The following is a 22547-nucleotide window of genomic DNA, read 5'->3' as shown; positions in this document are numbered from 1 at the left end:
GGTCGGCCAGGGCGCCGTGTTCACGACTTGGACGCCATGGGCCCGTCGGCCACGGCAGATCAAACGCCTGTGCCGTCGGGGTGTCAACGGTCCTGACGGTAATTCCGCTGCTGCCCGTCCGCCGGGCGCGGCGCGCGCCGTTCAAGAAGTGTCGATCGCCGCGGGCGGCCGACCGCGGCGTGCTCAGGATATTGACAACCTCCTTACGTAATCATAGCTTTACCTGCGTCAGACGGTCGAGCGTCGTACGACGGGCCGTCACCTTCACTGTCCGTAGTGGGCGGAGCGGTGGGGCGCCCACGAAGGGGCCGCCCCGGCTCCGCCGTCGCAGGCGACTTCATGCCCGGGCGAGGCGCCCACCGGCCCCGCCGTGCGCGGCGATCTCGCGTGCCGAGGAAAGGAACGATGCCCCATGCGCGGATACGGAAGGCGGACGGCGGCGACGCTGGCCTGCCTGGGCGGCCTGGCCGCCTGGCTGGTCACCGGCGCGACGTCGGACGCGTCGGCGAGCGGCCCCGCCGCCAAGGGTGCCGGGCACTCCGCCGCGGCCGGCGGCAGCGCCCTGGCACCGAAGGTGGTGCACACCGGAACCGGCCCGACCGGCTACCAGGTCACCTTCCGGTTCCGGGCGCCCGAGGCCCGCACCGTCCAGATCAAGGGGGAGTGGTACTTCGCCGACCCCTACCGGCTCTCCGCGCTCGCGGGCACCTCGACCACCACGGTGCAGACGCCGGGCACCACCCCCGGGCACTGGAGCCCCGGCGACATCCCCATCGGCTCGCCCAACTCCTCCGCGGCCAACTGGCCGGTGACCGCCATGACGAAGGACAAGCACACCGGGATCTGGTCGTACACGGTCCCGCTGCCCTCCGGCGTCTTCAACTACGGCTTCTACGTGGACTGCGCCAGCGCCACCCAGACCGGCTGCACCGAGGTGTCGGACCCGGCCAACCAGCCCTGGAACCAGCAGGGCACAAAGGTCACCGGCTCCACCGAGTCCCTCAGCCAGGTCTACGTCCCCTCCGACCCGAAGTTCGCCACCGCCGACCTGGCGTGGCAGGGCCCGAGCCGCGAGCACGGCACCCTGCGCGACGTGGCCTACCCGGCGCCCACCTCCACCGACCCGGTCGGCCGGAACTACCTGGCCGTCTACACCCCGCCGGGGTACGACCCGAAGCGCGCGAAGCCCTACCCGACCGTGTACCTCAACAGCGGCGGCAGCAACGAGATGGACTGGAGCACGCAGGGCGACCTCGGCAACATCCTGGACAACCTGATCACCACCGGGGAGATCCAGCCGATGGTCGTGGTGATGCCCAACACCCAGGGCTTCCCCGCCTCGTCGTCCTACGCCTCCTTCGACGCCGCCCTCGTCGACAGCGCGATCCCGTACGTCGAGGCGCACTACCACGTGTCCACCTCGGCCGGGCAGCGGGCGATCGGCGGCCTGGGCTACGGCGCCTCGATCACCAACTCGTTCCTCTTCGACGACCCGTCGGTGTTCGCCTACTACGGCGTGATGAGCCCCGGGCTCAACGGCGACTTCACCCTGCCGGACGCGGCGTCGCTCAGCGCGGCCCAGGTCGCGGCGATGAAGAAGGCCGGGATCATGGTCGGCGGCGGCTGGCAGGACCCGAGCCACTACTACCACGCGAGCGAGGTGGCCACCCTGGCCGCGGTGGGCGTCCCCGTCACCCCCGACTACGTCAACGGCGGCCACTCGTGGTACGCCTGGCGGCTGCTGGTCAGGGACTTCCTGACCAAGGTCGCCTTCTTCCCGCCCGCCGCGGCGTGAGGGACCGGCCGGTGCCCCGCCGCCCGGGCGGCGGGGCACCGGCCCGCGGTCAGCACACCAGGCGCAGCTCGGGCCTGAGGAACGGGGGGAGCAGCTCCGAGGCGACCTGGATCGCCCCCCGCAAGGTCGCGCCGGAGGAGAGCGGGAGCACGCTCAGGCCGGCGGAGTTGGGCCGGTAGGCCGACGCGCGCAGTTCCTCGGCGAACCACCCGAAGAAGCGGGTGCAGCCGTCGGTGAAGGGGTTCCCGCCGAAGTAGACGACCTCCGGGTTGACGATGTTGACCTGCCAGGAGGCGGCGAGCGCCAGCCGGCGCGCGGCGAGTTCGAGCATGGCGAGCACCGCCGGGTCGCCGCTGTCCTCCATCCCGGCCAGCGTCGGCGGCGCGGGCCGCCCGGTGATCCGCTCGAACTCACGGCGCAGGTGCAGCACCGAGGTCACGCTCTCCACGCAGCCGCGCCGCCCGCACCGGCACAGCGCCTCGACCCCGGGCAGGACGCAGTGCCCGAGTTCGCCGGCGCTGCCGGTCGCGCCGTCGATCAGGCGCCCGCCCACGGTCGCCGCGCTGCCGACGCCGTGGCCCACGTAGACGAGCGCCGCGGACTGCGCGGGGGCGGGCTCCTGGGCGAGCCGGCCGATCAGGGTCGCGGCCACCACGTTCACCATGCCGACGGGAACGCCGACGGCGTCGGCGAGCGCGTCGGCGGCCGGCAGGTCCGACCAGCCCTCGACCCGGACCACGGTCCACCGCCCCCGGGCGCGGTCGATCGAGCCCGGCAGCGTCATGGCCACCGCGGCCAGCGGCCCGAGGTCCGGGTGCGCGTCGCGCAGTTCGGCGATGCGGCCGGCGAAGGAGGCGACCAGATCCGTCCAGTCGCCCGGTTCCGGCGCCGTTGGGGCCAGGCTGTGGGCCAGCACGTTGCCCGCCATATCCGCGAGCGTGACCTCCACGCGGGCGTTGCGCAGCCGGACCGCCGACACCACCCGCGCGCGGGAGCGGAAGTGCAGCAGGGTGCCGGGCCGCCCGCCGCCGGACGCCGCCTTGAGCTGCCCCTCCTCGACGACCAGCCCCTGGGCCACCAGTTGCTGCACCACGGCCATCACGGTGGGGCGGGTCAGGCCGGTCAGCCGCCCCACCTGCGCGCGCGTCAGACCCCCGTGGCCGCGCAGGGTCCGGCAGACGGCGGCGACGTTGGCCTCGCGGATGTCGGCGGTCGACATGCGCACGGCGGACCACGGCGCCGGGGCGGAAACGTCCATGGCCGAAAGCTTACGTGCCCTCGCACCGCCCCCGCCCGCCCCGCCGGGAACCCCGCCCCCGCCCTGCACCACCGCCCGCCCCGGCCCGCCCCCACCTCCGCCCGCCCCCGTCGGCGGTCGTCGCCGCGGCCGCGTGCCCGGGTGGGGCGGAGGCGTCCGTGATCGGCGCGCCGTCGGGCGGGCGGCGCCCGGCGGGCCGCATAGTCGTACCAGCAGCCACCGGTACGACTACGCGGGGACAGGAGAGACGCCGTGACCGCACCGCGGATCGACTTCCGGGCGGTCTTCGCCGTCACACCGAGCCCGTACCTGCTGCTCGCCCCGGACTTCGTCGTGGCGGAGGTCAACGACGCCTACCTGCGCGTCACCGGCCGCACCCGGGAGGAGGTGATGGGCCGCGACATCTTCCAGGTCCACCCCGACAACCCCGCCGACCCGGCGGCCGACGGCGTGCGCAACCTGCGCGCCTCGCTGGGCCGGGTGCTGCGCTCGAAGCGGCCCGACACCATGGCGGTCCAGAAGTACGACATCCCGGCGCCGGGCCGGACCGACGCCTTCCGGGAGCGGTGGTGGTCGCCGATCAACACCCCGGTGCTGGGACCCGACGGCGAGGTGGCGTGGATCATCCACCGGGTGGAGGACGTGACCGGGTTCGTGCGCGCCCGCTCCCGTCGCCCGGACACCGGCGGGACCGCCCTGGCAGGGGAGACGATGGGGCCCGAGCTGTACGCGCGGGCACAGGAACTCCAGCAGTTCAACGACGAGTTGCGCGAGGCCCACGACCGGGAGCGGCTGATCGCCCTCACCCTCCAGCGGGCGATGCTGCACTCCCCGGACCTCGCCGGGCACCGCGAGATCGCCCTGCGCTACATGCCGGCCGCCCGCTCGATGAACGTCTGCGGCGACTGGTACGACGTGGTGGACCTGAGCGAGGACACCTTCACCGTGGCCGTCGGCGACGTCGTCGGCCACGGGCTGGAGGCCGCCGCGGTGATGGGCATGCTGCGCAGCGCGCTGTCCGCCGCGGTGCGGGCCATCCCCGAGCCGGGCCGCGCGATGGACGTCCTGAGCCGGTACGCGCGCACCTTCGAGGGCGCGCTGGCCACGACCGCGGCCAAGGCCGTCGTGGACACCCGCACCCGGCGGATCACGTACACCTGCGCGGGCCACCCTCCGCCGATGCTGTGCCGGCGGGACGGCACCGTCATCACCCTGGACCAGGCCACCGACCCGCCGCTGGGCATCCGCCTCGACGACCACCCGCGCCCCCAGGCCACGGTGCCGTACGACCGGGGCGACACGCTGGTCCTGTACACCGACGGGCTCGTCGAGCGGCGCGGCGAGGACATCGACGTCGGGCTGCGGCGCCTGGGCGGCACCCTCGCCCGTCACACCGCCCTCGGCCCGGACGACCTGGCGGACGTCCTGCTCTCCCGCCTGGGCGTGGCCCAGGGCGGCCCGGACGACATCGCCCTGATCGTGGTCCGGCTCTGACACGCAGGGCCGGTGCCTCCGGGTCCGCCGCCCGCCGCCGGCCCCGGCCTGTCCGGCGCACCGGGCAGGGACGTGGTGCGGGTCGGCCGATGGCGCCGGCCGACCCGCACAACGACTTCAGAGGCCCGCCCGGCGGCGGCGTCCTCGTCCTGCGCGGTGCCGAGGCCCTGCGTGACGCGCGCCCCGTCCCCATGGTCGTGGGGCGCCTTCGACGTCCGGGACCTCCTCCTTACAGGCTCGCCTCGGCGGCGAAGTCCTCTTCCTGCTCGATGTCGAAGTCCTCCATGGCCGGCACCTCCTCTCGTGGCTCGTCGGTCGCGGCGCGACCTCGCGTGCGGGGGCCGCCCTACAGGCTGGACTCGCCCGCGAAGTCCTCGTCCTGCTCGATGTCGAAGTCCTCCATGACGCCCACCTCCTCTCGGTGACGACGGGTCCCGCGCCGCCTCGGCGCGGGAGACCTTCCGGCGCGCTCAGGCGCCGGGCGGCGGCTGTTCGACGGCGCCCGTCGCGCGCAGCTTCTCCAGGGCGCCCGCCAGCACCGCCGGTGCGGCGTCGAGCGGCCGGAGCGCGGGCGACGAGGCGATCTCGTCGAAGGGCCGCCCGTCCAGGGCGAGCCACAGCCGGGCCATCGCCTCGCTCACCCTGGCGCCCTTGTCCTCGCCGGTGAGGGCGATGCCGTTGGCGAAGCGCAGCAAGCCGTAGTCGTAGCGGCGGACCGGGCCGCGTTGGCCCGGCGTGAAGGGCGGGACCCGCGCCGCCGGGCCGTCCCACCCGTCCAGCACCGCGTAGCCGACCAGGTGCGAGGCGAGCAGGGCGCGCCGCCGGGCGATCCCGGCCAGCTCCCCGGCGGGGGCGTCCACCGCCACGCCGGGGTGCAGCAGGCGCCAGACCTCCGGCAGCAGGTGGGCGGTGCCGGGGTGCCGGGCCAGCCGGCGCAGCGCGACCTTCTCGTGGTCGTAGACCTCGCCCACCCCGCCCAGAGCACACTCCACGGCATGCATCAGGGTGCGCTGGGAGGAGACCATGGCGGTCATCAGGTCCCCGGACTCCACGGTGCCGCGCACGTCCTCCTGCAACTCCACGGCGTACGTGGCGTGGCGCATGACGACCAGCCTGCGGACCGTCTCGCGGTCCAGCCGCTCGAACAGCTCGCGGTGCTCGGCGTCGGCGTACAGCAGCGCCCCGTTGGCCAGGCGCAGCAGCACCTTGTAGTCCGACTGCGTGAAGTCCTGCTGGGAGCGGTCCCGCGCGGTGACGCGGTACCCGTCCGCCTGGGCGGCCAGGCGCCGTATCCGCGCGGTGTCCAGCGGGGTGACCTGGATCGTCTGCCCTTCGAGGGCGAACGTCCCGGCGCGGGCCGGCGCGTCGTCCGTGCGGACGACGTACAGGTCGAGGTCGGACAGGGCGTGGCCCAGGCCCATGGCCCGCGACCCCGACACCATCGCGAACCCGATCCGCACCTCGCCCTGCGCGTACCGCTCCAGCGCGCGGCCGGCCAGCGCGCGCAGGTCGTCGGCGATCGGGCCGGCGGGCCCGGGGATCACTGGCGTTGCCATGAGTCCTCCTGGAAGGTGACGGGCAGGTCGCGCAGGCTGATGTGGGTGGAGTGCACGGCCGGCCCCTTGCGCAGGGTGGAGCCGGCGGCGACGCGGTAGTCCTCGCGGACGTCGGAGGTGCCCTCGATCCGGGCGAGGAAGTCGCGCAGGCGCATGCCGACCGACACACCGGCGACGGGGAGGTACGGCGCACCGTCCCGGACCAGCCAGCCGGACAGCGCCATGCGGACCGAGTCGTGCGCCGCGTCCAGCGCCCTGCCGCTGCCGTCGTCGATCCGGGTGACGTAGAGCACCGGGCCGCTCCCGCCCAGCAGGTCGGTGAGCGGGCGGACCGGGCCGCGCAGCGCGAGCAGGGTGCCGGCCACCGCGATGCCGCTGCCCACCCCCGATCCGAAGGGCACCATCCAGCCGTTGCCGCTGCTGCGGGAGCCCGGCGAGGGCGAACTGCGGTCGTGCAGCAGGGCGCCGGCCCGTCCGTCGTCCACCAGCACGGTGCGTGCGGTCAGGGTCCCCTCGTCGTCGCACGGCACGGTGCCCAGCCCGCTGGGCGCGCCCGCGTCGTCGACCAGGCCGACCCCGTCGGCGAGGACACGGCTGCCCGGGGCGTACGCTCCGGCGCGGTCGAGGTCGGCGCGGTCGCCGTAGAAGACGGCGGCGATCTGGGCGAGCAGCCGGGAGGCGGCGCGCGGGGCGATCACGGCGTCGAGCCGCCGGGGCGGGGCCCCTTCCGGCCGGGTGGCGGAGGGCATCCGGCCGGCTGCCTCCGCGACGGCCTCGGCGGCGATGCCCGCCGCGTCCAGCCCGTCGGGGCCGGCGGCGGTGCGGCCACCGGTGCCGGTGGAGCGGCCGGTCCGGCCCGCGGCCACCACCGTGAGGGCGAGGGTGACCTCCGGGTGCCGGTAGGAGACGACCCGGCCGGCGGAGTCGGCGAGCGTCACGAACTGCGCGACCTGGTCCCAGGTGGCCTGGGCGCGCCGCACCCCGTGCACGCGGGCCGACAACTCCCGCAGCCGGGCGATCGATTCGGCGGTGCCGCAGGACACCACCCGCTCCCACGCCTGCTGCGCCGCGCGCTCCGCGGCCGGGTCCCGCGCCGGCGGCGTCCGGTCGTCGGCGGGCGCGAGGACGCCCGGCGCGCGCAGCCGGCGCGCGACCCGCACCGCCTCGGCGACGGCCGTCGCGCTCAAGCCGCTGGTCGTCGCGCAGCCGACGGAGCCGTCCGCCACGCTGCGCACCATGGTCGTGGTGGTCGTCGCGTCGCCCACCGAGTCGACCGCGCCGTCGGTCATCCGCACGCGGCGGCGCAGTGCGGTGCGCGTGACGAGTTCCAGGCGCTCGCCGGGCAGCGCGTCCTGGAGCGGGGCCGGGTCCACCGTGCCGGGGTCCCGCACGTCAGCCCCCCACCGTCTGCATGCGTTCGACCAGGACGGACGGCGCCTGCGCGGCCACCGGTATCCACTGGCCGTGCTTGCCGCAGATCATCGGGCAGGTCAGCGGGTCGTCGGCGACGGCCCGGATGCCGCGCAGCACGTCGCGGGCGTGCGCGGCGACCGCAGTCGCGGAGACCCGCTCGCCCGGGACGCCGCCGCGCACGAGCCGCGCCTCCTTGACGTCGATGGTGAGCATCCCGGTCCGGGCGTTGACCGATCCGCCCTGGGCGGCCAGGACCCACAGCCCGTCGCCGAGCCCGGCCACCAGCGCGTCCGCGGACGACGTGCCGGCCGCGAGACGGGTGCCGCTCACCCGGGGGAGTACCGGATGCGCGTAGGACTGCCGTCTGCCGTTGCCGGTCAGCGCCCAGCCGTGGGCCTCGGCACTCGCGCGGTCGGTGAGGACCCCGCTCGGCACACCGCGGTCGATGACCACCGTCTCCGCGTTGGGCGTCCCCTCGTCGTCCCGGTCGGCCCTGCCCCAGCCGCCCTGCGGCGGGCAGCCGTCCAGCACGGTCACGCAGGAGTCGAGCGCCGGCGCTGGTCCTGAGGGGCGCAGGGGCGAGGTGCCGCCCGCCACCATGTCGGCCTCGCAGGGGTGGCCGAGCAGTTCGTGGACCAGCAGCGCCGCGGCGGCCGGCGCGAGGACGACGGGCACCGCGGCCGGCGGGGCGGCCGAGGTGCCCAGGACGCGGTGCGCCTGGGCCGCGGCCCGCCGTCCCGCGTCCTGCGCCGGCGCCGCGTCGATCGCGCCGACCGGCAGGTCGGAGCAGTGGTTGGCGCGGCCCCTGCGCCGGTCGGCGCCGCGCCGGGCGAAGGCGTCCACGGCGAACCGGGTGCCGCGCGTGGTCCACCGCGCCCGCCCGTCCAGCGAGTTGACGACCACCACGGAACGCGACCAGGTCGTGGCCCGGACCCGTACGCCGTCCGTGTCCGTCTCGGTCGCGGCGGCGAGTGCCGCCGCGGCATGCGCCTCCAGCCGTCCCAGGTCGAGCGTCTCGTCCCAGCGGGCGTCGGCCCACGGGTTGGCGTCGGCCGGGTTGGCGTCGGCCCACAGGCGGGCGGCGGACTCGGGGCGCCCGGCGGGCGCCGTCGGCGGTTCGCCCGGGGCGCCGCCGCCGGCCAGGGCGTCGTAGGCGTCCGCGGCCCGTTCCGCGAGGCGGAGCAGCGCGGCCGGGTCGGGCGCGGGACCGTAGACGTTGCAGGTGCCCGCCGGTCCCACGGCGCGCAGCCCGACGCCCTCGGTGAGGCTGGCCGAACGGCTGGTGCGCTCGCCGTCGTTCATCGTGACCGAGCCGTCGGTGCGCACCTCGTGGTACACCTCGGCCCAGGCCGCCCGGCCCGCCAGCGCGCGGTCCAGGACGCGCCGTGCCAGCGCCGGATCGCCCAGGGCGTCCGCGAGCCCGCCGGCGCCCGCTGCGCGGTGGAGGTCAGTCATGGTCGTCCGTCCCTTCCCGAGCGGCCCGGTGCCCCTGCACCTTGAGGGCGACCGCGGCCACGGCGAACCAGCCCGCGCCGACCAGCGCCTCGGCGCCGGCCTGCGGCCAGGGGCTCCGGCCGTCGATCCCGGCCCGGACCCCCTCCAGCGCGTGCCGCAGCGGCAGCACCTCGCCGACCGCCCGGAGCCAGCCGATCGGCCTGGCCGTGACGATCTGGCAGCCCGCCAGCAGGAGGGCGGCCAGCAGGTTGCCGACCAGGACGTCGGAGCGCCGGCCCACCGACATCGCCGCCCCGGCCAGCCCGAAGGCCGCCAGCGCGACCGTGCTCAGGACGAACAGCGGTACGTAGCGCAGCAGTTGGAGTGCGACGGAGCCCTCGCCGACCATCAGCGAACCGACCGCGACGACGGCGGCGGCCGACAGCAGTGCCTCCGCGAGGTAGGGCCAGGACCGGCAGGCGGCGACCACCGGCCGCGGCAGCACCCCGGTGCGCAGCCGGAAGGCCGTGCCCTCCTGCTTGTCCGCGGCGAGGACGTCCGGCAGCCGCACCACGGTCGCGGTCACCAGGGCGTAGCCCACGGCCCCGACGAACGCCTGCCGCGTGCCGCCCGGTCCGGCCAGCAGCCGTCCGAGCAGGGTGTAGAACACCGCCTGGAGGACCGCCCGCGGCAGCACCGAGGTGAGCACCACCTTGCGGCTGTAGACCGCCGCGTACTCGCGGCCGCCGAAGGAGCAGGCGAGGCCGAGCCGGAAACCCAGGTCAGCGAAGTTCAAGGGTCCCCCTCAGCCGGGCGCGGTCGAGCACCGCGTCGAAGACCAGCCAGCCGGCGGCCGCGTAACCGGCCGTCAGGGCGAGCGCGGCGGCCAGGGCGGGCAGGTCGGTGGAGCCGGTGAGCGCGCCGTGCAGGACCCGGCGGATCCAGCTCAGGCTCACCACGGCCGACGGCCACCGCAGCCAGGCGGGCAGGTAGGCGGAGGGGATGAGCATGCCGCCCAGCAGGAGCACGGGGTAGCTGAGCGCCTCGGAGATGCGTACGGCGGCCCGGGTCAGCACGAACAGGGAACTGAGCAGAAGGCCGAGGGCGGCGGCCGACAGCACCGCGACCAGGATGCCGAGCAGGAGGGCCCCGGGCGCCCGGACGGCGATCGTGTGGCCGGAGCAGGCCAGCACGCCCACGGTCGTGACGGTGATGCACAGCGTCTGGAACATGCTGGCCGCCAGGCTCTTGGCCAGCAGCAGGAAGCGGATGTTCCACGGCGAGCAGACCAGCCGGGGCAGCGTGCCGTACTCGATCTCCCGGCGCAGGATGCCGCCCGCGGTCCAGATGCTGCCTCCCCACAGGCTCGACAGCCCGGACGCCAGGGCGAAGCCGTCGAGTGCGGCGCCGTGGGTCGAGGACGACCCGATGACGAGCAGGACGGCGGGCTGCACGATGCCGAGCATGATCGACATGGGGTGCGCCCGCTGCATCGCAAGCTGCACCCGGGCGGAGGTGGCCAGCACCGTCGCCAGCTCGGCGGCCCCGTCGCGGCGGCGCGCCACGGACGCGGCGGGGGCCGCGGGGGTGGCCGTCACCGCAGGTCACCGGCCAGTTGCCGGTAGACGTCCTCCAGGCGGGAGGAGCGCACCCGCATGTCGATCAGCGTGTCCGGGCCGAGTTGCCCGCTCAGCCACCGGAAGGTCTCCGGCCCCCACCGCGCGATGGTCACGTCGGCCGTCCACTGCCCGCCGGACACGGTGACCTCGGCGACCTGCGGGGCGCCGGGCCCCTGGTCCCCCGGGGTGGGCGGGCGGCCCCGCCCGGTGACCCGCACGGTGGCGACGTGGCCGGAGCGGCCGGCGAACTGGTCCAGCGACAGGTCGTGGACGATGCGGCCGCGGTGCAGCATGACCACGCGGTCCGCCAGGCTCTCGATGTCGAGGAGCTGGTGAGTGGTGATCAGCACGGTGACGCCGGAGCCGCGCAGCGCCCCGATGGCGTCGCGTAATCGCTGCGCCTCGACCGGGTCGAGCCCGATGGACGGTTCGTCCAGCAGCAGCACCCGTGGCTCGGCGATCATCCCGACGGCGATGTGCAGGCGCTGCCGCATGCCGCGGGAGTAGGTCTCCACCCGCTGGTCGGCGGCCTCCAGCATGCCGACCTCCGCCAGCACGGCGTCGGTCCTGGCGGCCAGCCGGTGCCGGGACAGGCCCTGGAGCATCGCGAAGAACCGCAGGTTGGCCCGCCCGGTGAGCCGCCCGTAGAAGCCGCGGTCCCCGCCGTACACCACCGAGACCAGCCGGCGGACCCCGCGCGCGGCGGAGACCACGTCCAGTCCCGCCACCGACGCGCTGCCGGAGCTCGGCAGCAACAGCGTCGAGAGGATTTTGATGAGGGTGGTCTTTCCCGCGCCGTTGGCTCCCAGCAGTCCGATGATCTGGCCTTCCGGCACGGCCAGTTCGATGTCGTCGAGTGCCGTGTGCACCTGCGCGCCGGAGCCGTAACGACGACTCAATCGTCTGACTTCGATCGCGTTCATCGACTCACCACTCTCCGGGATCGTTCCTGGGACGCTGTTCTCGCCGACGGGGCGGCGCGCGACGGGCGGGCACGCGGGAAGCCGGCGGCGGCGAAGCGCCAGGGAGAAGGGGTTGAACCAGCGGGGGCAACTTCTTTGTGACCGGGCGGGAATTCGTGGCGGGTGCGCGAAGCGCCGGCCGTCCGCGGGAACGGCGTTTGCGTACCGCGGAGGAGCGGACCGCCTGAATTCGTTTGTATACGTCCGGGCGGGGTCCGGTTGCCGATGCAGCGGACGGGCCGGCCGGGGTCGACGTGAATGTCACCGATTCTCCCCGCGAGGGGCGCTTTTCCCACCCCGTCGCGGCCTGACGAGTACCACACCCTGCCAGGCTGATCGGGGGCCCGTCAAGGCATGAAGGATGTCTCACGTGGTGCGTTCCCGGCGCGTTCTACGGCACTTCAGGGCGGTCTCGGGACGGTGAACGCGGGGAAGTGGCTGCTTTCGTACGGGTGCCGGATGGCGGGGAAGCGGTGTCCGAACGGTCCGTACCCGGATTTCACGGTTTTCCACAGGCGTCATCCGAGTCGGTCCTGTTCTGTTCCGGTCGGATGCCTTTCCTGTGCCCTTGCCGCGGCGGCGTCGACCACGGCCTCCGTCCAGCCCGACTCGCCGCGCGCACCGGGGTCGCGCAGCACGGCCTGGTGCAGCCGGCGCCACAGCCCGGCGGTGGTCCAGGAGGCGAACCGGCGGTGTGCGGTGGCGGGTGAGACACCGAACGCCTGCGGCAGGTGCCGCCAGGCGCACCCGCTGGTCAGGACGTACACCACGGCGGTGAACACCGCCCGCTCGCCCAGCGGCGCGGTGCCGCCGCCCTGCGGACGGGAGGTGAACGGGGGGAGCAGCGGCACGACCAGGTCCCACATGGCGTCCGGTACCAGCCGCTGAGACAGATCAGCGTTCATGAAGAGGAACCATGCCCAGTTCTGGCCGCTCCACATGAGACATGGGCTGGGGAAACATGTTTTTCGGCCACCAAAAGGTTCTGTTGACGGGCGATCAGTGGTCGGTTAACGTTCCTCGGGCGTCCATTGCGATGGCGCCCTCGCTTTGCCATACCAGCACGCCGGTCTTCGGCGGTCCCCAGGTTCGGATGTGAAGAACCGAGTCACCTTGGTGACGGAGGGAGATTATCGGATGGTATGTAAGTCACTCCGAATAGGCCCGCCGGGACGAACCGGCGCTCGCCGAGATGTGCCGGACAAAGCCCGCCGGGAGTTCCCTTCCCCGGCCGGCGGAACGCAGCACCGATTATCCCGGTCGTTATCGGTACCGGCCGCCGCGCACGCGGGCGAAAGGAACCGATGACCCATGTTCGTCCTGGGACACCTGGTGAGCCTCGCGGAGTCGGGAGCCTTTCCCGACGTCGACCTGGCGGCCGGCGAACTCGGCATGACGACGATGCTGCCGGACCTGATCAGTTGCCACGACTGGGGCTACAACGACGCGTGGTCCCTGGCCGGCCAGGGCAAGCGCGCGGAACTCGTGCTCGCCCACATGCTCGGCGACGCCGTCGTGCACTACGGCGCCCACTGGCGCGGCCACGTCCGCAAGAGCGGCTGGGCCTATCTGCGCATGGGGCTGGTCGCCCGCCGCTACGACGAGTTCCACACCCGCGCCGAGGAGCGGGGCTGGCGCCGCCCGGGCCTGGAGCGCGACAGCCGCCGCGGCTGGGCCCACACCATCGTCGAGTACTCCATCGACCAGTGGCTGGCCGACCGCCGCGACCTCGGCGCGCTGCACGAGCGGGTCCGCGCGGCGGCCGGCCGCACCGCGGCCGACCTCGCCTGGGTCACCGACCTGGTCGCCGAGCACGTCATCACCCCGAGCAAGCCCATCGAGACCCAGCCCTACCGCTACTGCGGGGCGCTCACCCGCTCCACCGAGCCGGACGAGATGCACCTGCGCGGCCTCGCGCTGAAGTTCCGACTCACCGAGGAACCCGAGGTGTTGGAGTGGTTGCGCGGCTGGCTGCGCGAGGTGTGGGCCGGGGTCGGCGAGGAGGAGATGGCCGACGTCATGGCCACCCTCGCGGAGGTCTCGGCCGACCCCGTGCGCTTCGGCTACCCGCTGGAGATCTCCCGGTTCACCGCCGGCCATCCGCCGCCCCCGCGCTGGCCCGCCGCCCGGTCCGCGCCCGCGGTGTGAGCGTGCGCCCCACCGGCCCCCGCCCCGTTCCCCATCCGGGCTCCCACCCCGACCCGGACCTCCCTCCCCACCCCGCCCCAGACCCTCGCCACGATTCCGACCCCGCGGGAAGCGAGTGACCGACATGACCGCTGCGGAGACCCTGCCCACCACGGGCGGCAGCGCCGCCCACCGGGCGACCGGCACCACCCCGATCGTCGAACTCGCCTCCATCGGCGCCGGGTTGCGGCACCGACTGCTGGCCAAGTGCGAGTTCATGAACCCCGCCGGGTCGGTCAAGGACCGGATCGGCCACCACATCGTCCGGCGGGCCGAGGAGGCAGGACTCCTCGTCCCGGGGCGCAGCACGCTGGTCGAGGCCACCGCGGGCAACACCGGTGTCGGCCTGGCCGCCGCCGCGGCCGGCCGCTACCGCCTCGTCACCACCATGAGCAGCAAGATGGGCCCGGAGAAGGAGGCGATGATGCGCGCCTGGGGGGCCGAGGTCATCCGCTGCCCCTACGACGTCCCACCGGACAGCCCCCGGTCCTTCATCAACACCGCCCGCCGCCTGGCCGAGGGAACCCCCGACTCCTACTACGTCGACCAGTTCAACAACCCCTGGAACGCCGAGGCCCACGAGCTGACCACCGGCCCCGAACTCGTCCGGCAGACCGGCGGCGCCATCGCCGCCTTCGTCAGCGGCGCGGGCACCGGCGGCACGTTCACCGGCGTCGGCCGGGCGCTGCGGGCCGCCGTCCCCGGCGCGCAGCTCGTGCTCGCCGACCCCGTGGGAAGCATCCTCGCCTCCCGGGCCCGCGGCGGACACGCGCGGCCGGGCCCGTACCTCGTCGAGGGCATCGGGGGCGACTTCGTGCCCGGGCTGCTCGACCTGTCCCTGGTGGACCACGCGATCAACGTGGAGGACCGGGACTCCGTCCGCATGTGCCTGCGCCTCCAGCGCGAGGAAGGGCTGTGGGTCGGCGGGTCGTCCGGCTGCGCGGTGGCCGCGGCGGTGCGGTACGCCGGCACGCTGACCGGGCCGCCGGCCACGATCGTCGTCATGCTCCCGGACGGCGGCAGCCGGTACACCTCCACGATCTACGACCCGCTCTGGCGCGCGGAGCACGGCATCACCGAGGTGGACGCCGAGGCAGACGCGCAGGCCGCCGTATGACCGTCACCGACCGCCTGGAGGCCGCCCTCGCCCAGGGGCGCCGGTTCGCCGAGCGCACCGGCTGCCGCGACGGGGAGGTCCTCCTGGTCACCGGGTCCAGCGTGCTGCCCTTCGAGACCAGCGGCGGGGACGTCGACCTGGTCCTCCTCACCCCGTACGACGACCGCTTCCGGTCCTTCGCCGAGAGGCGGCACCCGGAGCGGCGCACCGAACAACTGGCCAACGGCTACGCCATGAGCTACCTCGACGCCGGCGGCGAGGAGATCGACATCGAGGTGTGGCCCGAGGACCGCGTGCTGGCCGCCTGCCGGGCCCTGGGCGACGGCATCCGCGACGCCGACGCGGTCGAGGCCGACTTCACCCGGGTCGGCGGACTGGACGTCAAGGTCGGCACCGACCTCTTCCACGCGCTGCGCTGCGGCGTGCCCGCACACGGCGCCGAGCGGCTGCGGGAGGTGCGCTCGGCCGTACCGTGGCGCACCTACCAGGCGTTCAAGCGCGACTGCGCCCTGGTCAACGTCCGGGACGCGACCAAGGGCATCCCCGCGAGCCTGCGGGTCGGCCGCCCGGACGAGGCCTACCTCAAACTCTGCTGGGCCGCCGACAGCCTCGCCGACGGGCTGATCTTCCACCACGGCCTGTCCATCAGCCGCTGGAAGTGGCGGCTGCGCTACCTGCCGCTGCTGGAGCCCTCCTTCGGCGACTGGTACCGCGAGGTCCGCTTCACCCCGCAGCTTGCGCCCGAAGCGCTCGACCGGCACGTCGGGGTGCTGCGAGACGCCTGGCGGCGCCACGCCGGCACCGAACCGCTCTCGCCCGAGCCCCCCGAGCCGCGCCTGTCCTGAAGGCCCCTCCGGCAGGAAGCACCGATCGGCTGCGGCGCACACCACACGATTCGCACCCGGACCACCGAAAGGACGTCGCATGGACATCATCGGTCACCTCGCCGTCGTGGAGCACGCGGCCACCGCCGGCTCCGAAGTATGGGAGGACGACGCCGCGCTGGCCCTCTTCCCCAACCTGGCGCACTGCCACGAGTGGGCGTACGGCCGGCTGAGGGCGACCGTCGACCGGCCTGAGGAGGAGCAGCCCGCCGGCCGCGCCGCCAAGCTGATCGAGGGCCACATCATCACCGACTGGGTCATCCACTACGGTCCGACGCTCACCCCCACCCCGCAGCGCATCGGCTGGGCCTACCAGGAGATGCACCTGGCGGTCGACCGGATGGACCGCTTCATCGACACCGCCCTGCGCTCCGGCCTGGCCGAGCGGGACCCCCGCGACCACGACACCCGCGCGCACCTCGAACGCGACTTCGGGCACACCTCGGTGGAGTGCGCCCTCGACCTGCGGGTCGGCGGCCACGTCGCCGACTCGCCCCGCGAGACCGCGCTGCGCGCCAGCCTGGCCCGCTTCGCCGACCCGGAGTTCGCCGAGGAGTTCGCCGCGCGGGTGTTCGCCGAGACCGGCGGCTTCACCAGGGAGTCCGACGCGATGCTGTCCCGCACCATGCGCGAGTACGGCGAGTGGGCGTCCGGCATCGCGCACCCGGAGGACTTCGCCGCGCTGACCCTGTGTACCAAGTTCGGCTGGCCCTACGACCGCCGCACCGTCGACTACGTGCTGGGCTTCCTGCACGAGATCGACCGCGACCTCGACGACGGACTGGCCGACCGGCTGGTCGACGAGGTCGTCGCGGCCATCGCGCAGCCCTCCCGCCTGGCTCTCACGGCCTGACGACCGATGACCGCGATCGACATTCAGGAGTCCTCGGAGCCACGGCCGAGCGAGAAACTCCTCGACGTCTTCGAGGAGCGCATGACCGACATCTGGCGCCGCGGCGGATTCGACGTACCGGACCCGGCCGGAACGGCCCGGCTGGTACGGCTCCTGCTGGACCGGGAGGGCTTCGGCCCGACCGCGACCGTGCTGTCCGACAGTGGGGTACGGGCGGAGTGGAACCGGGTCTTCGCCGAGGAGCGCTCCGACTTCCTCGCCCGCTGGCTCGGCGAGCACCTGCACGGTCCGCTGCTGGACGTGCTCGGCGGCGACTTCACCGTCGGCCGCGCCCTGCTCCGCCACGGCCTGGCGTCGCAGGCGCTGACCGGCTGCGAACGCTCCTACGCCTACGAGACCGACTGGTCGCAACTGCCCTTCCCGGTGCACGACGTGCCGCCGGACCTGGCACTGCCCGCCGGGCCGTACGCCTGCCTGCTGATGAGCACGGTGCTGCACCACGAACCCGACGTGGTCGCGCTGCTCGACGCGGCGGCCGAACTCGACGCCGAGCGCTGGGTCGTGGTGGAGAACTGCCTCGACGCCGACAACGACGAGGACTTCCACCTGTACGTGGACGAGTTCTTCAACCGCTGCCTCAACACCTTCGAGGTCCCCTGCGTCCCGCAGCACCGCACCGTCGACGGGTGGCGCGACCTGCTCGGCCACTACGGCACCGTCACCGCCGAGCAGGTCCGGCGGGACGTGCCCGGCATGCCCTTCCCCTACACGCTCTTCGTGGTCGACCGGTGAGCGCCGCACGCGGCGGTGCCAGCGCCGCCACGGACCCCGCCGCCACGGACCCCGCCGCCACCGACCCCGCCGCCACCGACAGCGCCGCGCACCTGGCGGGCCTCGCCGCCGGCCTGCTGGCGGAGTACCGGCACGAACGGCTGCCCGCGCCGCCCGGACTCGCCGCGCTGGCCGCGGGCGGCGCCCCCTTCGGCGACGCGCTCGACGGCTACCGGGCCGCCCGCGACCGGCTCGCCGCGCACCTCGACGCGTCCTTCGAACCCGCGGCGGCCTACCACTCCATGCGCGAGTTCTGGGACGACGCCGCGGCCCAGGAGGAGGGCCGCAGCGACCGGTCGTACTGGGACAGCTACGAGAACGGCCGGCGGCGCAGGGCCGAGCGGGTCGCCGCCGAGGCGTTCGGCAGCGAGCAGGCGGTGCTCGTCAACGCCGGCATGTCGGCGCTCGACGTCGCCGTCCGGGCGAGCGGGCTCCGGCCCGGCGACCGCATGCTGGTCCACGACCGGATGTACTTCGAGAGCCGGGACCTGCTCGACGGGCTCTACGCGCCCTGGGGGGTGCGGATCGTCGCGGCGGACCTGCGCGACCCGAAGGCCGTGGCGGACGCCGTGGGCGAGCACCGCCCGGCCCTCGCGCTGGCCGAACTCGCCCTGAACGGCCCGCGCTGCGACGTCCCGGTCCTCGAACCGCTGCGGGACGCCGGCGTGCGCACCGTGCTCGACTGCTCGGCGCTCGGCCACGGCGTCCGGCCGTCGGCGCTGCTGACCGGTCCGCACGTGCTCTACGTCGAGTCCGGCATGAAGTACCTCACCCGCCAGGCCGGCGCCGGCGTGGTCTACGGCTGGGACGAGTGGGCCGCGCAGGCCAGGCTGTGCGCGCGCAGGACCGGCCAGCAGCTCCAGGGCCGGGCCCTGCACCGCCTGCGCCCGGCCGAGGTCGCCGCGTGCCGGCGCCGCCTGGCGATCCACGCCGCCCGCCGGGAGCGGTTCGCCGGCACCCTCTCCCGCCTGGCGCCCGACCTGCTCGTCACCGACGCCACCAGCGGCGCGGCGGGCCGGGACGACCTGACCGCCCGGGCGGTGCTCGCCGGCGCGTCCGGCTGCATGGTCTTCGTCCGCCTGCCGGAGGGCCGCGGCGGCGACCACGAGGAGGCGCACCGCGCGATCGTCGCCGACTGGGCGCGGCGCACGGGCGCCCCCGGGGTGAGGGCCGGCTTCGGCTGGACCCGCACCACCTGCCGGGCGTACGGGCGCGACACCCTCAACACCGGTCTGGGCGAGTGCTTCACGCGGGTGAGCGTCGGCATCGAACCGCCCGAGGACGTCGAGCGGGCCGCCGGCCACCTGGCCGAGGCGGCCCGGGAGGTGATCGGCTGATGGCACCGCAGCTTCCCTGGCCGCCGCGGTTCGCGCCCCTTCCGGACACCGATCCGGACGCCGGACTCGCCGCGCTGCGGCGGCTGGGCCGCGAGGTGTGGGCCACCGCCCGGATCGTCGCGGCGAGCATCCTCGACCTGCCGGACTTCGAGGTCAAACTCGCGCTCGGCGAGGCCCTGTTCACCCTGACGGAGGTGGCCGCGGCGATCGAGGAGCGGCTCGCGGAACTGGGCTCCGCCCCGGACCGCACCCTCCCGGAGCCGCTGGCCGACCGGCTCGCCGCCGACCTGGCCCTGCCGCCCGCGGACCGTCCGCCCGCGCTGCTCCACCGCTGGTGCGGCCCGCTGGCCGACCGCTTCGCGGCCGCCGGCTTCGACCCGCTGCTCGACGGCCCCACCGAGCGCGTCCGCCGCCGGGCCTTGGCCGACCTGCGGGACGCCTTCGGCTGGCTCACCGACACCTACGGCGACACCCCCGCCCCACCCCCCGCGGCCGGATCGGCTCTCCGGGTCGGGCGGCCGGCCATGGGCGCGCGCGACGCCCGCTTCCGGCTCTTCGAGCACACCCGCGACTACCGCAGGGCCGACGACTGGACGTCCTCCGGGTCCGCCTACGACGACGACCGCGTGGAGCTGCTGCGGATCAACCGCGACGAGATCGACGCCCTGGAGACCTTCGCCCTCGCGCTGTTCGACCTGGTGGAGGAGGCCCCGCTGGAAGTCCTGCGCCACCTCGCCCGGCTCGCCTGGGACGAGGCCCGGCACGCCGCGATCGGCCACGCCCTGCTCGCCGAGGACGGCACCGACCCGTACCGCTACGCGTGCAGCATGATCGGGATACGGGTGCGGGGGGCCATGGCCGGCTGGGACGCCTGGACCCAGATCACCCTCTTCGGCGAACTCGGCATCATCGGCCCGATGCGCGCCCTGGAGCGCGAGGCGCGCCGACGCGGCGACACCCGCACGGCCACCGCCTTCCACTACGTCTGCCGCGACGAGACGATGCACCTGAAGGACTCGCGGCACCTCCTGGACCGCCACCACCCCGCCGGCGGACTCGCGGCGGCGGGCGAGGCGGCCAGGAAGCGCGCCGGCGCGCTGCTGGCGGAACTCGGCCTGCTGTCCGAGGAACAGTACGCCGCGCTCGACGAGCGGCAGATCTTCGCGCTGCTGGGGGAGTGACCATGCCCGGTGCGCATGTCTCCCGCCCGCCGGTGCCGGCGCCGGCTGCCGCACCCCCCGGCTGCTGGCTGCACGGCCTGCCGGGCATCCAGTCCCACCAGCGCTCGCTGCTGGTGTGGCCCGACCTGCTCGGCGCCGCCGGCGCGGCGTGGGTCGGCAGCCTGCTGTTCACCGGCACCCGGCTGCTCAGCCTCGGCGCGCCCCTGCCGGTCCCGGCGCGGCGCGCCCCGCAGCCGGTCCGGCTGGCGGTCTGGGGCGGGCCCGGCGCCGAGGCGCCCCCGCAAGGCGTGTGGACGCAGACGCCGGACCGTCCGTGCTGGGAGCGGATGACCGGCCTGTGGACGGCGGCCGGGCTGACACCGCTGCCGCCCTCCGCCCGCTCGGCCGCCGACTGGCGGCACGCCGGACGGGGGCAGGGCACCGAACTCGCCGGCTGCGCCAGCGCCCAGCAGTTGATGGCGCCGCTCGGTGCCACCGGTGCCCGCCGACTGGTGTGCTCCGTCGTCAGCGACCCGGCACGGCGCCGGACCGGGGTCGCCCGCGCCTGCGTGCGGGCCGTGGCCGGCGGCGCCGGCGCCGCCGCGCTGCTGGAACCGGGATCGGGCTCCGACCGCTTCTTCGCCGCCCTGGAGTGGACCCCGGTCGGCGACGCCTACTTCTACCACCACTGAGCAGGACCCCTACCGCTTGGAGGACGACCATGCGCCAGCGCCTCACCCTCAGTGGCGAGATCCCGCCCCCGGCGGTCGCGGAGCTGTTCGACGCCGTGGGGCTCATCCGCAGCGAGTACGTGCTGCGCCACCGCGGGCAGTTCATCACCCGGCCCGAGGCCCGCACCGCGCTGGCGGACTACCTGCGCGCGGTGGCCGCGGCGTGCGGCGACCGTCCGCTGTGGTACCGGACGTCGGAGTTCACCACCCAGGAGGCGAACACCCTCGACGGCGTCGACCGGATCTACCACGAGGCGGACTTCATGAAGGGCCGCCGCGGGCTGCGCCGCGCGCTGGAACTCCCCGAGGCGTTCGAGACGGAACTGCGGGTGCTCGCCGAGGTGGCCGCCGACCACCCCCACCTCCACGTGCTCATGCCGTTCGTGCGCGACGCCGCCGACCTCGGCTTCGCCACCGACGTCCTGGAGCGGGTCGGGTGGCCGAACCGCTTCGGGTCGATGATCGAGATCCCGTCGGCCCTGCTGGACGCCGCGAAGTTCGTGTCCATGGGCGCGTCCAACCTGATGCTCGGGCTCAACGACCTGTCGTCCCTGCTGACCGGCACCTCCCGCCAGGACCAGGACATGAAGCTGCACCCGAGCGTGTGGCGGGCGGTCGAGGTCCTGGGGGAGGCCGTCGACGGGTCGGCGGAGTGGGGCGTGGCCGGCAACCTCGGCCGTCCGGTCCTGGAACGGGCGGAGGCGGCCGGCGTCCCCTACGTCTCGGTGCACTACTCCGACCTGCCGGAGCTGCACGGGATTCCGGCGGCCGACCTGCCGGACCTGGACTTCGTGCAGCGCACCAAGGTGTACACCCGCCGCCAGATCTCCCGGGCCCAGGACCGTGACCTGGCCGAACGCCAGGCCGCGCTGACGGTGGCCGAGAACACCCGACCGGTCACGGCCACCCCCTAGGCTCAGCGGGCCCGGTGCCCTGCGCACGCCCCCCTTCCGCAGTTGAGGATGCCGAGTCCATGACCGACGTTGGTGCCCCGTCTTCCTTCGATCCCTGGCCGGATCAGCACGTCCACGTCGAGTGGGGGCCGTTGGGCGCCCGGCTGGCGGCCGAGCGGGGGGACGCGGTGGTCGTGGTGGACGTGCTGTCGTTCTCCACCACGCTGGACGTCGCGGTCTCGCGCGACTTCACCTGCCACGTCTACAGCGGCGCCGAGATCGACGCCATGGGCGGGTTGCAGGCCGCCGCGGACAGCATGGGAGCCCGGCCGCTGAGCAAACGGCGCCGGGTCCCGCCCGGCCAGGTCTCGCTCTCCCCGCAGAGCCTGCTGCACGCGGAGCCGGGGCAGCGCGTGCTGTTCACCTCGCTCAACGGCGCCGCGGCCGCCGGCGCCGCCGCCGCGGCCCCCGCGCTGCTGGTCGGCGGGCTGCGCAACGCGACCGCCTGCGCGCGGGCCGTCGCCCGGCTCCTCGACGAGCAGGTGGCACGGCGCGTGACGGTGGTCGCGTGCGGCGAGCACTGGAGTTCCACCCAGCCGCACGTCGAGGGCATGCGCCCCTCGCTGGAGGACTGGATCGGCGCGGGCGTGATCTGCGACCGGCTCGCCCAGGAGGGCCGCACCCTCTCGCCCGAGGCGCAGGTCGCCGCCGGGGCCGCCCGCTCGCCCGGGCCCGCCGTCCTGGCCGACTGCGTCTCGGCCCGCGAACTGGTCGCGGCGGGCTTCGACGACGACGTGGCCCTCGCGCTCCAGGTCGACGTCAGCGGCGTGGTGCCGACCCGCCTGCCCGGCGATCCGAGCGGCCGGGTCTTCACCGCGCCGCCGGTCCCGGTTGCCGACTAGGCCCTGTCCGGCGGATCCTGCCGGGCTCGCGGCGCCCGGCACCGCACCTCCCTGCGTTGTCGAATCATCCATGTACGACCCGGTACGAGGATGTTTCTCCGCCTTGCGATGTACGGCACCG

Annotated in this window: 20 protein-coding genes; 12 read left to right on the top strand and 8 right to left on the bottom strand. The window is 74.7% G+C overall.

Annotated elements, in window-relative coordinates:
- Positions 1 to 412: 412 nt before the first annotated feature.
- Positions 413 to 1795, top strand: coding sequence for an alpha/beta hydrolase-fold protein (locus RVR_RS01830; protein ID WP_202232102.1), 1383 nt, complete (start codon positions 413 to 415; stop codon positions 1793 to 1795).
- Between the two features lie 49 nt (positions 1796 to 1844).
- Here RVR_RS01830 and RVR_RS01825 read toward each other — a convergent pair whose 3' ends face one another.
- A complete protein-coding gene (locus RVR_RS01825; protein WP_202232101.1) occupies positions 1845 to 3053 on the bottom strand; it encodes an ROK family transcriptional regulator in 1209 nt (402 codons plus the stop codon).
- A 252-nt stretch (positions 3054 to 3305) separates the two neighbouring features.
- Here RVR_RS01825 and RVR_RS01820 point away from each other — a divergent pair, with 252 nt between their 5' ends.
- Positions 3306 to 4547: a PP2C family protein-serine/threonine phosphatase gene (locus tag RVR_RS01820; protein WP_202232100.1), complete on the top strand. Its 1242-nt coding sequence runs from the start codon at positions 3306 to 3308 to the stop codon at positions 4545 to 4547.
- A gap of 470 nt (positions 4548 to 5017) precedes the next feature.
- Here RVR_RS01820 and RVR_RS01815 read toward each other — a convergent pair whose 3' ends face one another.
- The 7 genes from RVR_RS01815 to RVR_RS01785 form a co-directional block, all read right to left on the bottom strand.
- Positions 5018 to 6103 carry a nucleotidyltransferase domain-containing protein gene (locus tag RVR_RS01815; RefSeq protein ID WP_202232099.1) on the bottom strand — a complete coding sequence of 362 codons (1086 nt, stop codon included), beginning with the start codon at positions 6101 to 6103 and terminating at the stop codon, positions 5018 to 5020.
- Complete coding sequence (locus tag RVR_RS01810; RefSeq protein ID WP_202232098.1) at positions 6088 to 7494, bottom strand: metallopeptidase TldD-related protein; 1407 nt, start codon at positions 7492 to 7494, stop codon at positions 6088 to 6090. Before RVR_RS01810 ends, RVR_RS01815 begins: the two co-directional genes overlap by 16 nt.
- 1 nt (position 7495) lies before the next feature.
- Positions 7496 to 8971, bottom strand: coding sequence for a TldD/PmbA family protein (locus RVR_RS01805; protein WP_202232097.1), 1476 nt, complete (start codon positions 8969 to 8971; stop codon positions 7496 to 7498).
- On the bottom strand, positions 8964 to 9746 hold the full coding sequence (locus tag RVR_RS01800; RefSeq protein WP_202232096.1) for an ABC transporter permease: 783 nt from the start codon (positions 9744 to 9746) through the stop codon (positions 8964 to 8966). Before RVR_RS01800 ends, RVR_RS01805 begins: the two co-directional genes overlap by 8 nt.
- Positions 9733 to 10548, bottom strand: coding sequence for an ABC transporter permease (locus tag RVR_RS01795; protein ID WP_202232095.1), 816 nt, complete (start codon positions 10546 to 10548; stop codon positions 9733 to 9735). The genes RVR_RS01800 and RVR_RS01795 overlap by 14 nt, the downstream gene beginning before the upstream one ends.
- Positions 10545 to 11492: an ABC transporter ATP-binding protein gene (locus RVR_RS01790; protein ID WP_237404510.1), complete on the bottom strand. Its 948-nt coding sequence runs from the start codon at positions 11490 to 11492 to the stop codon at positions 10545 to 10547. The genes RVR_RS01795 and RVR_RS01790 overlap by 4 nt, the downstream gene beginning before the upstream one ends.
- A gap of 557 nt (positions 11493 to 12049) precedes the next feature.
- Complete coding sequence (locus RVR_RS01785) at positions 12050 to 12436, bottom strand: transposase (RefSeq protein WP_202232094.1); 387 nt, start codon at positions 12434 to 12436, stop codon at positions 12050 to 12052.
- 406 nt (positions 12437 to 12842) lie between these two features.
- Here RVR_RS01785 and RVR_RS01780 point away from each other — a divergent pair, with 406 nt between their 5' ends.
- The 10 genes from RVR_RS01780 to RVR_RS01735 all read left to right on the top strand — a co-directional run bounded on the left by RVR_RS01780 (position 12843) and on the right by RVR_RS01735 (position 22426).
- A complete protein-coding gene (locus RVR_RS01780) occupies positions 12843 to 13679 on the top strand; it encodes a hypothetical protein (RefSeq protein WP_202232093.1) in 837 nt (278 codons plus the stop codon).
- 124 nt (positions 13680 to 13803) lie between these two features.
- Positions 13804 to 14835, top strand: a complete 1032-nt coding sequence (locus tag RVR_RS01775) for a PLP-dependent cysteine synthase family protein (RefSeq protein ID WP_202232092.1) — start codon at positions 13804 to 13806, stop codon at positions 14833 to 14835.
- Positions 14832 to 15680, top strand: coding sequence for a hypothetical protein (locus tag RVR_RS01770; RefSeq protein ID WP_202232091.1), 849 nt, complete (start codon positions 14832 to 14834; stop codon positions 15678 to 15680). Before RVR_RS01775 ends, RVR_RS01770 begins: the two co-directional genes overlap by 4 nt.
- 79 nt (positions 15681 to 15759) lie before the next feature.
- A complete protein-coding gene (locus RVR_RS01765; protein WP_202232090.1) occupies positions 15760 to 16572 on the top strand; it encodes a hypothetical protein in 813 nt (270 codons plus the stop codon).
- 6 nt (positions 16573 to 16578) lie between these two features.
- Positions 16579 to 17364, top strand: coding sequence for a hypothetical protein (locus RVR_RS01760; protein ID WP_202232089.1), 786 nt, complete (start codon positions 16579 to 16581; stop codon positions 17362 to 17364).
- Positions 17361 to 18740, top strand: a complete 1380-nt coding sequence (locus RVR_RS01755; protein ID WP_202232088.1) for a PLP-dependent transferase — start codon at positions 17361 to 17363, stop codon at positions 18738 to 18740. Before RVR_RS01760 ends, RVR_RS01755 begins: the two co-directional genes overlap by 4 nt.
- Positions 18740 to 19921 (top strand): hypothetical protein, encoded by a 1182-nt coding sequence (locus RVR_RS01750; RefSeq protein WP_202232087.1) that lies wholly within the window; start codon positions 18740 to 18742, stop codon positions 19919 to 19921. The genes RVR_RS01755 and RVR_RS01750 overlap by 1 nt, the downstream gene beginning before the upstream one ends.
- Positions 19922 to 19923: 2 nt before the next feature.
- Entirely contained in the window at positions 19924 to 20592 is a 669-nt protein-coding gene (locus RVR_RS01745; RefSeq protein ID WP_202232086.1) for a hypothetical protein, read from the top strand.
- A 29-nt stretch (positions 20593 to 20621) separates the two neighbouring features.
- Positions 20622 to 21545, top strand: coding sequence for a putative PEP-binding protein (locus RVR_RS01740; RefSeq protein ID WP_202232085.1), 924 nt, complete (start codon positions 20622 to 20624; stop codon positions 21543 to 21545).
- Between the two features lie 59 nt (positions 21546 to 21604).
- Positions 21605 to 22426 (top strand): 2-phosphosulfolactate phosphatase, encoded by an 822-nt coding sequence (locus tag RVR_RS01735; RefSeq protein ID WP_202232084.1) that lies wholly within the window; start codon positions 21605 to 21607, stop codon positions 22424 to 22426.
- Positions 22427 to 22547 lie beyond the last annotated feature (121 nt).

This window comes from Streptomyces sp. SN-593, assembly GCF_016756395.1.
In the GTDB taxonomy this organism is placed as follows: domain Bacteria; phylum Actinomycetota; class Actinomycetes; order Streptomycetales; family Streptomycetaceae; genus Actinacidiphila; species Actinacidiphila reveromycinica.
Note: the sequence above shows the minus strand (reverse complement) of the source record. Positions and strands in the feature narration are given on the sequence as shown.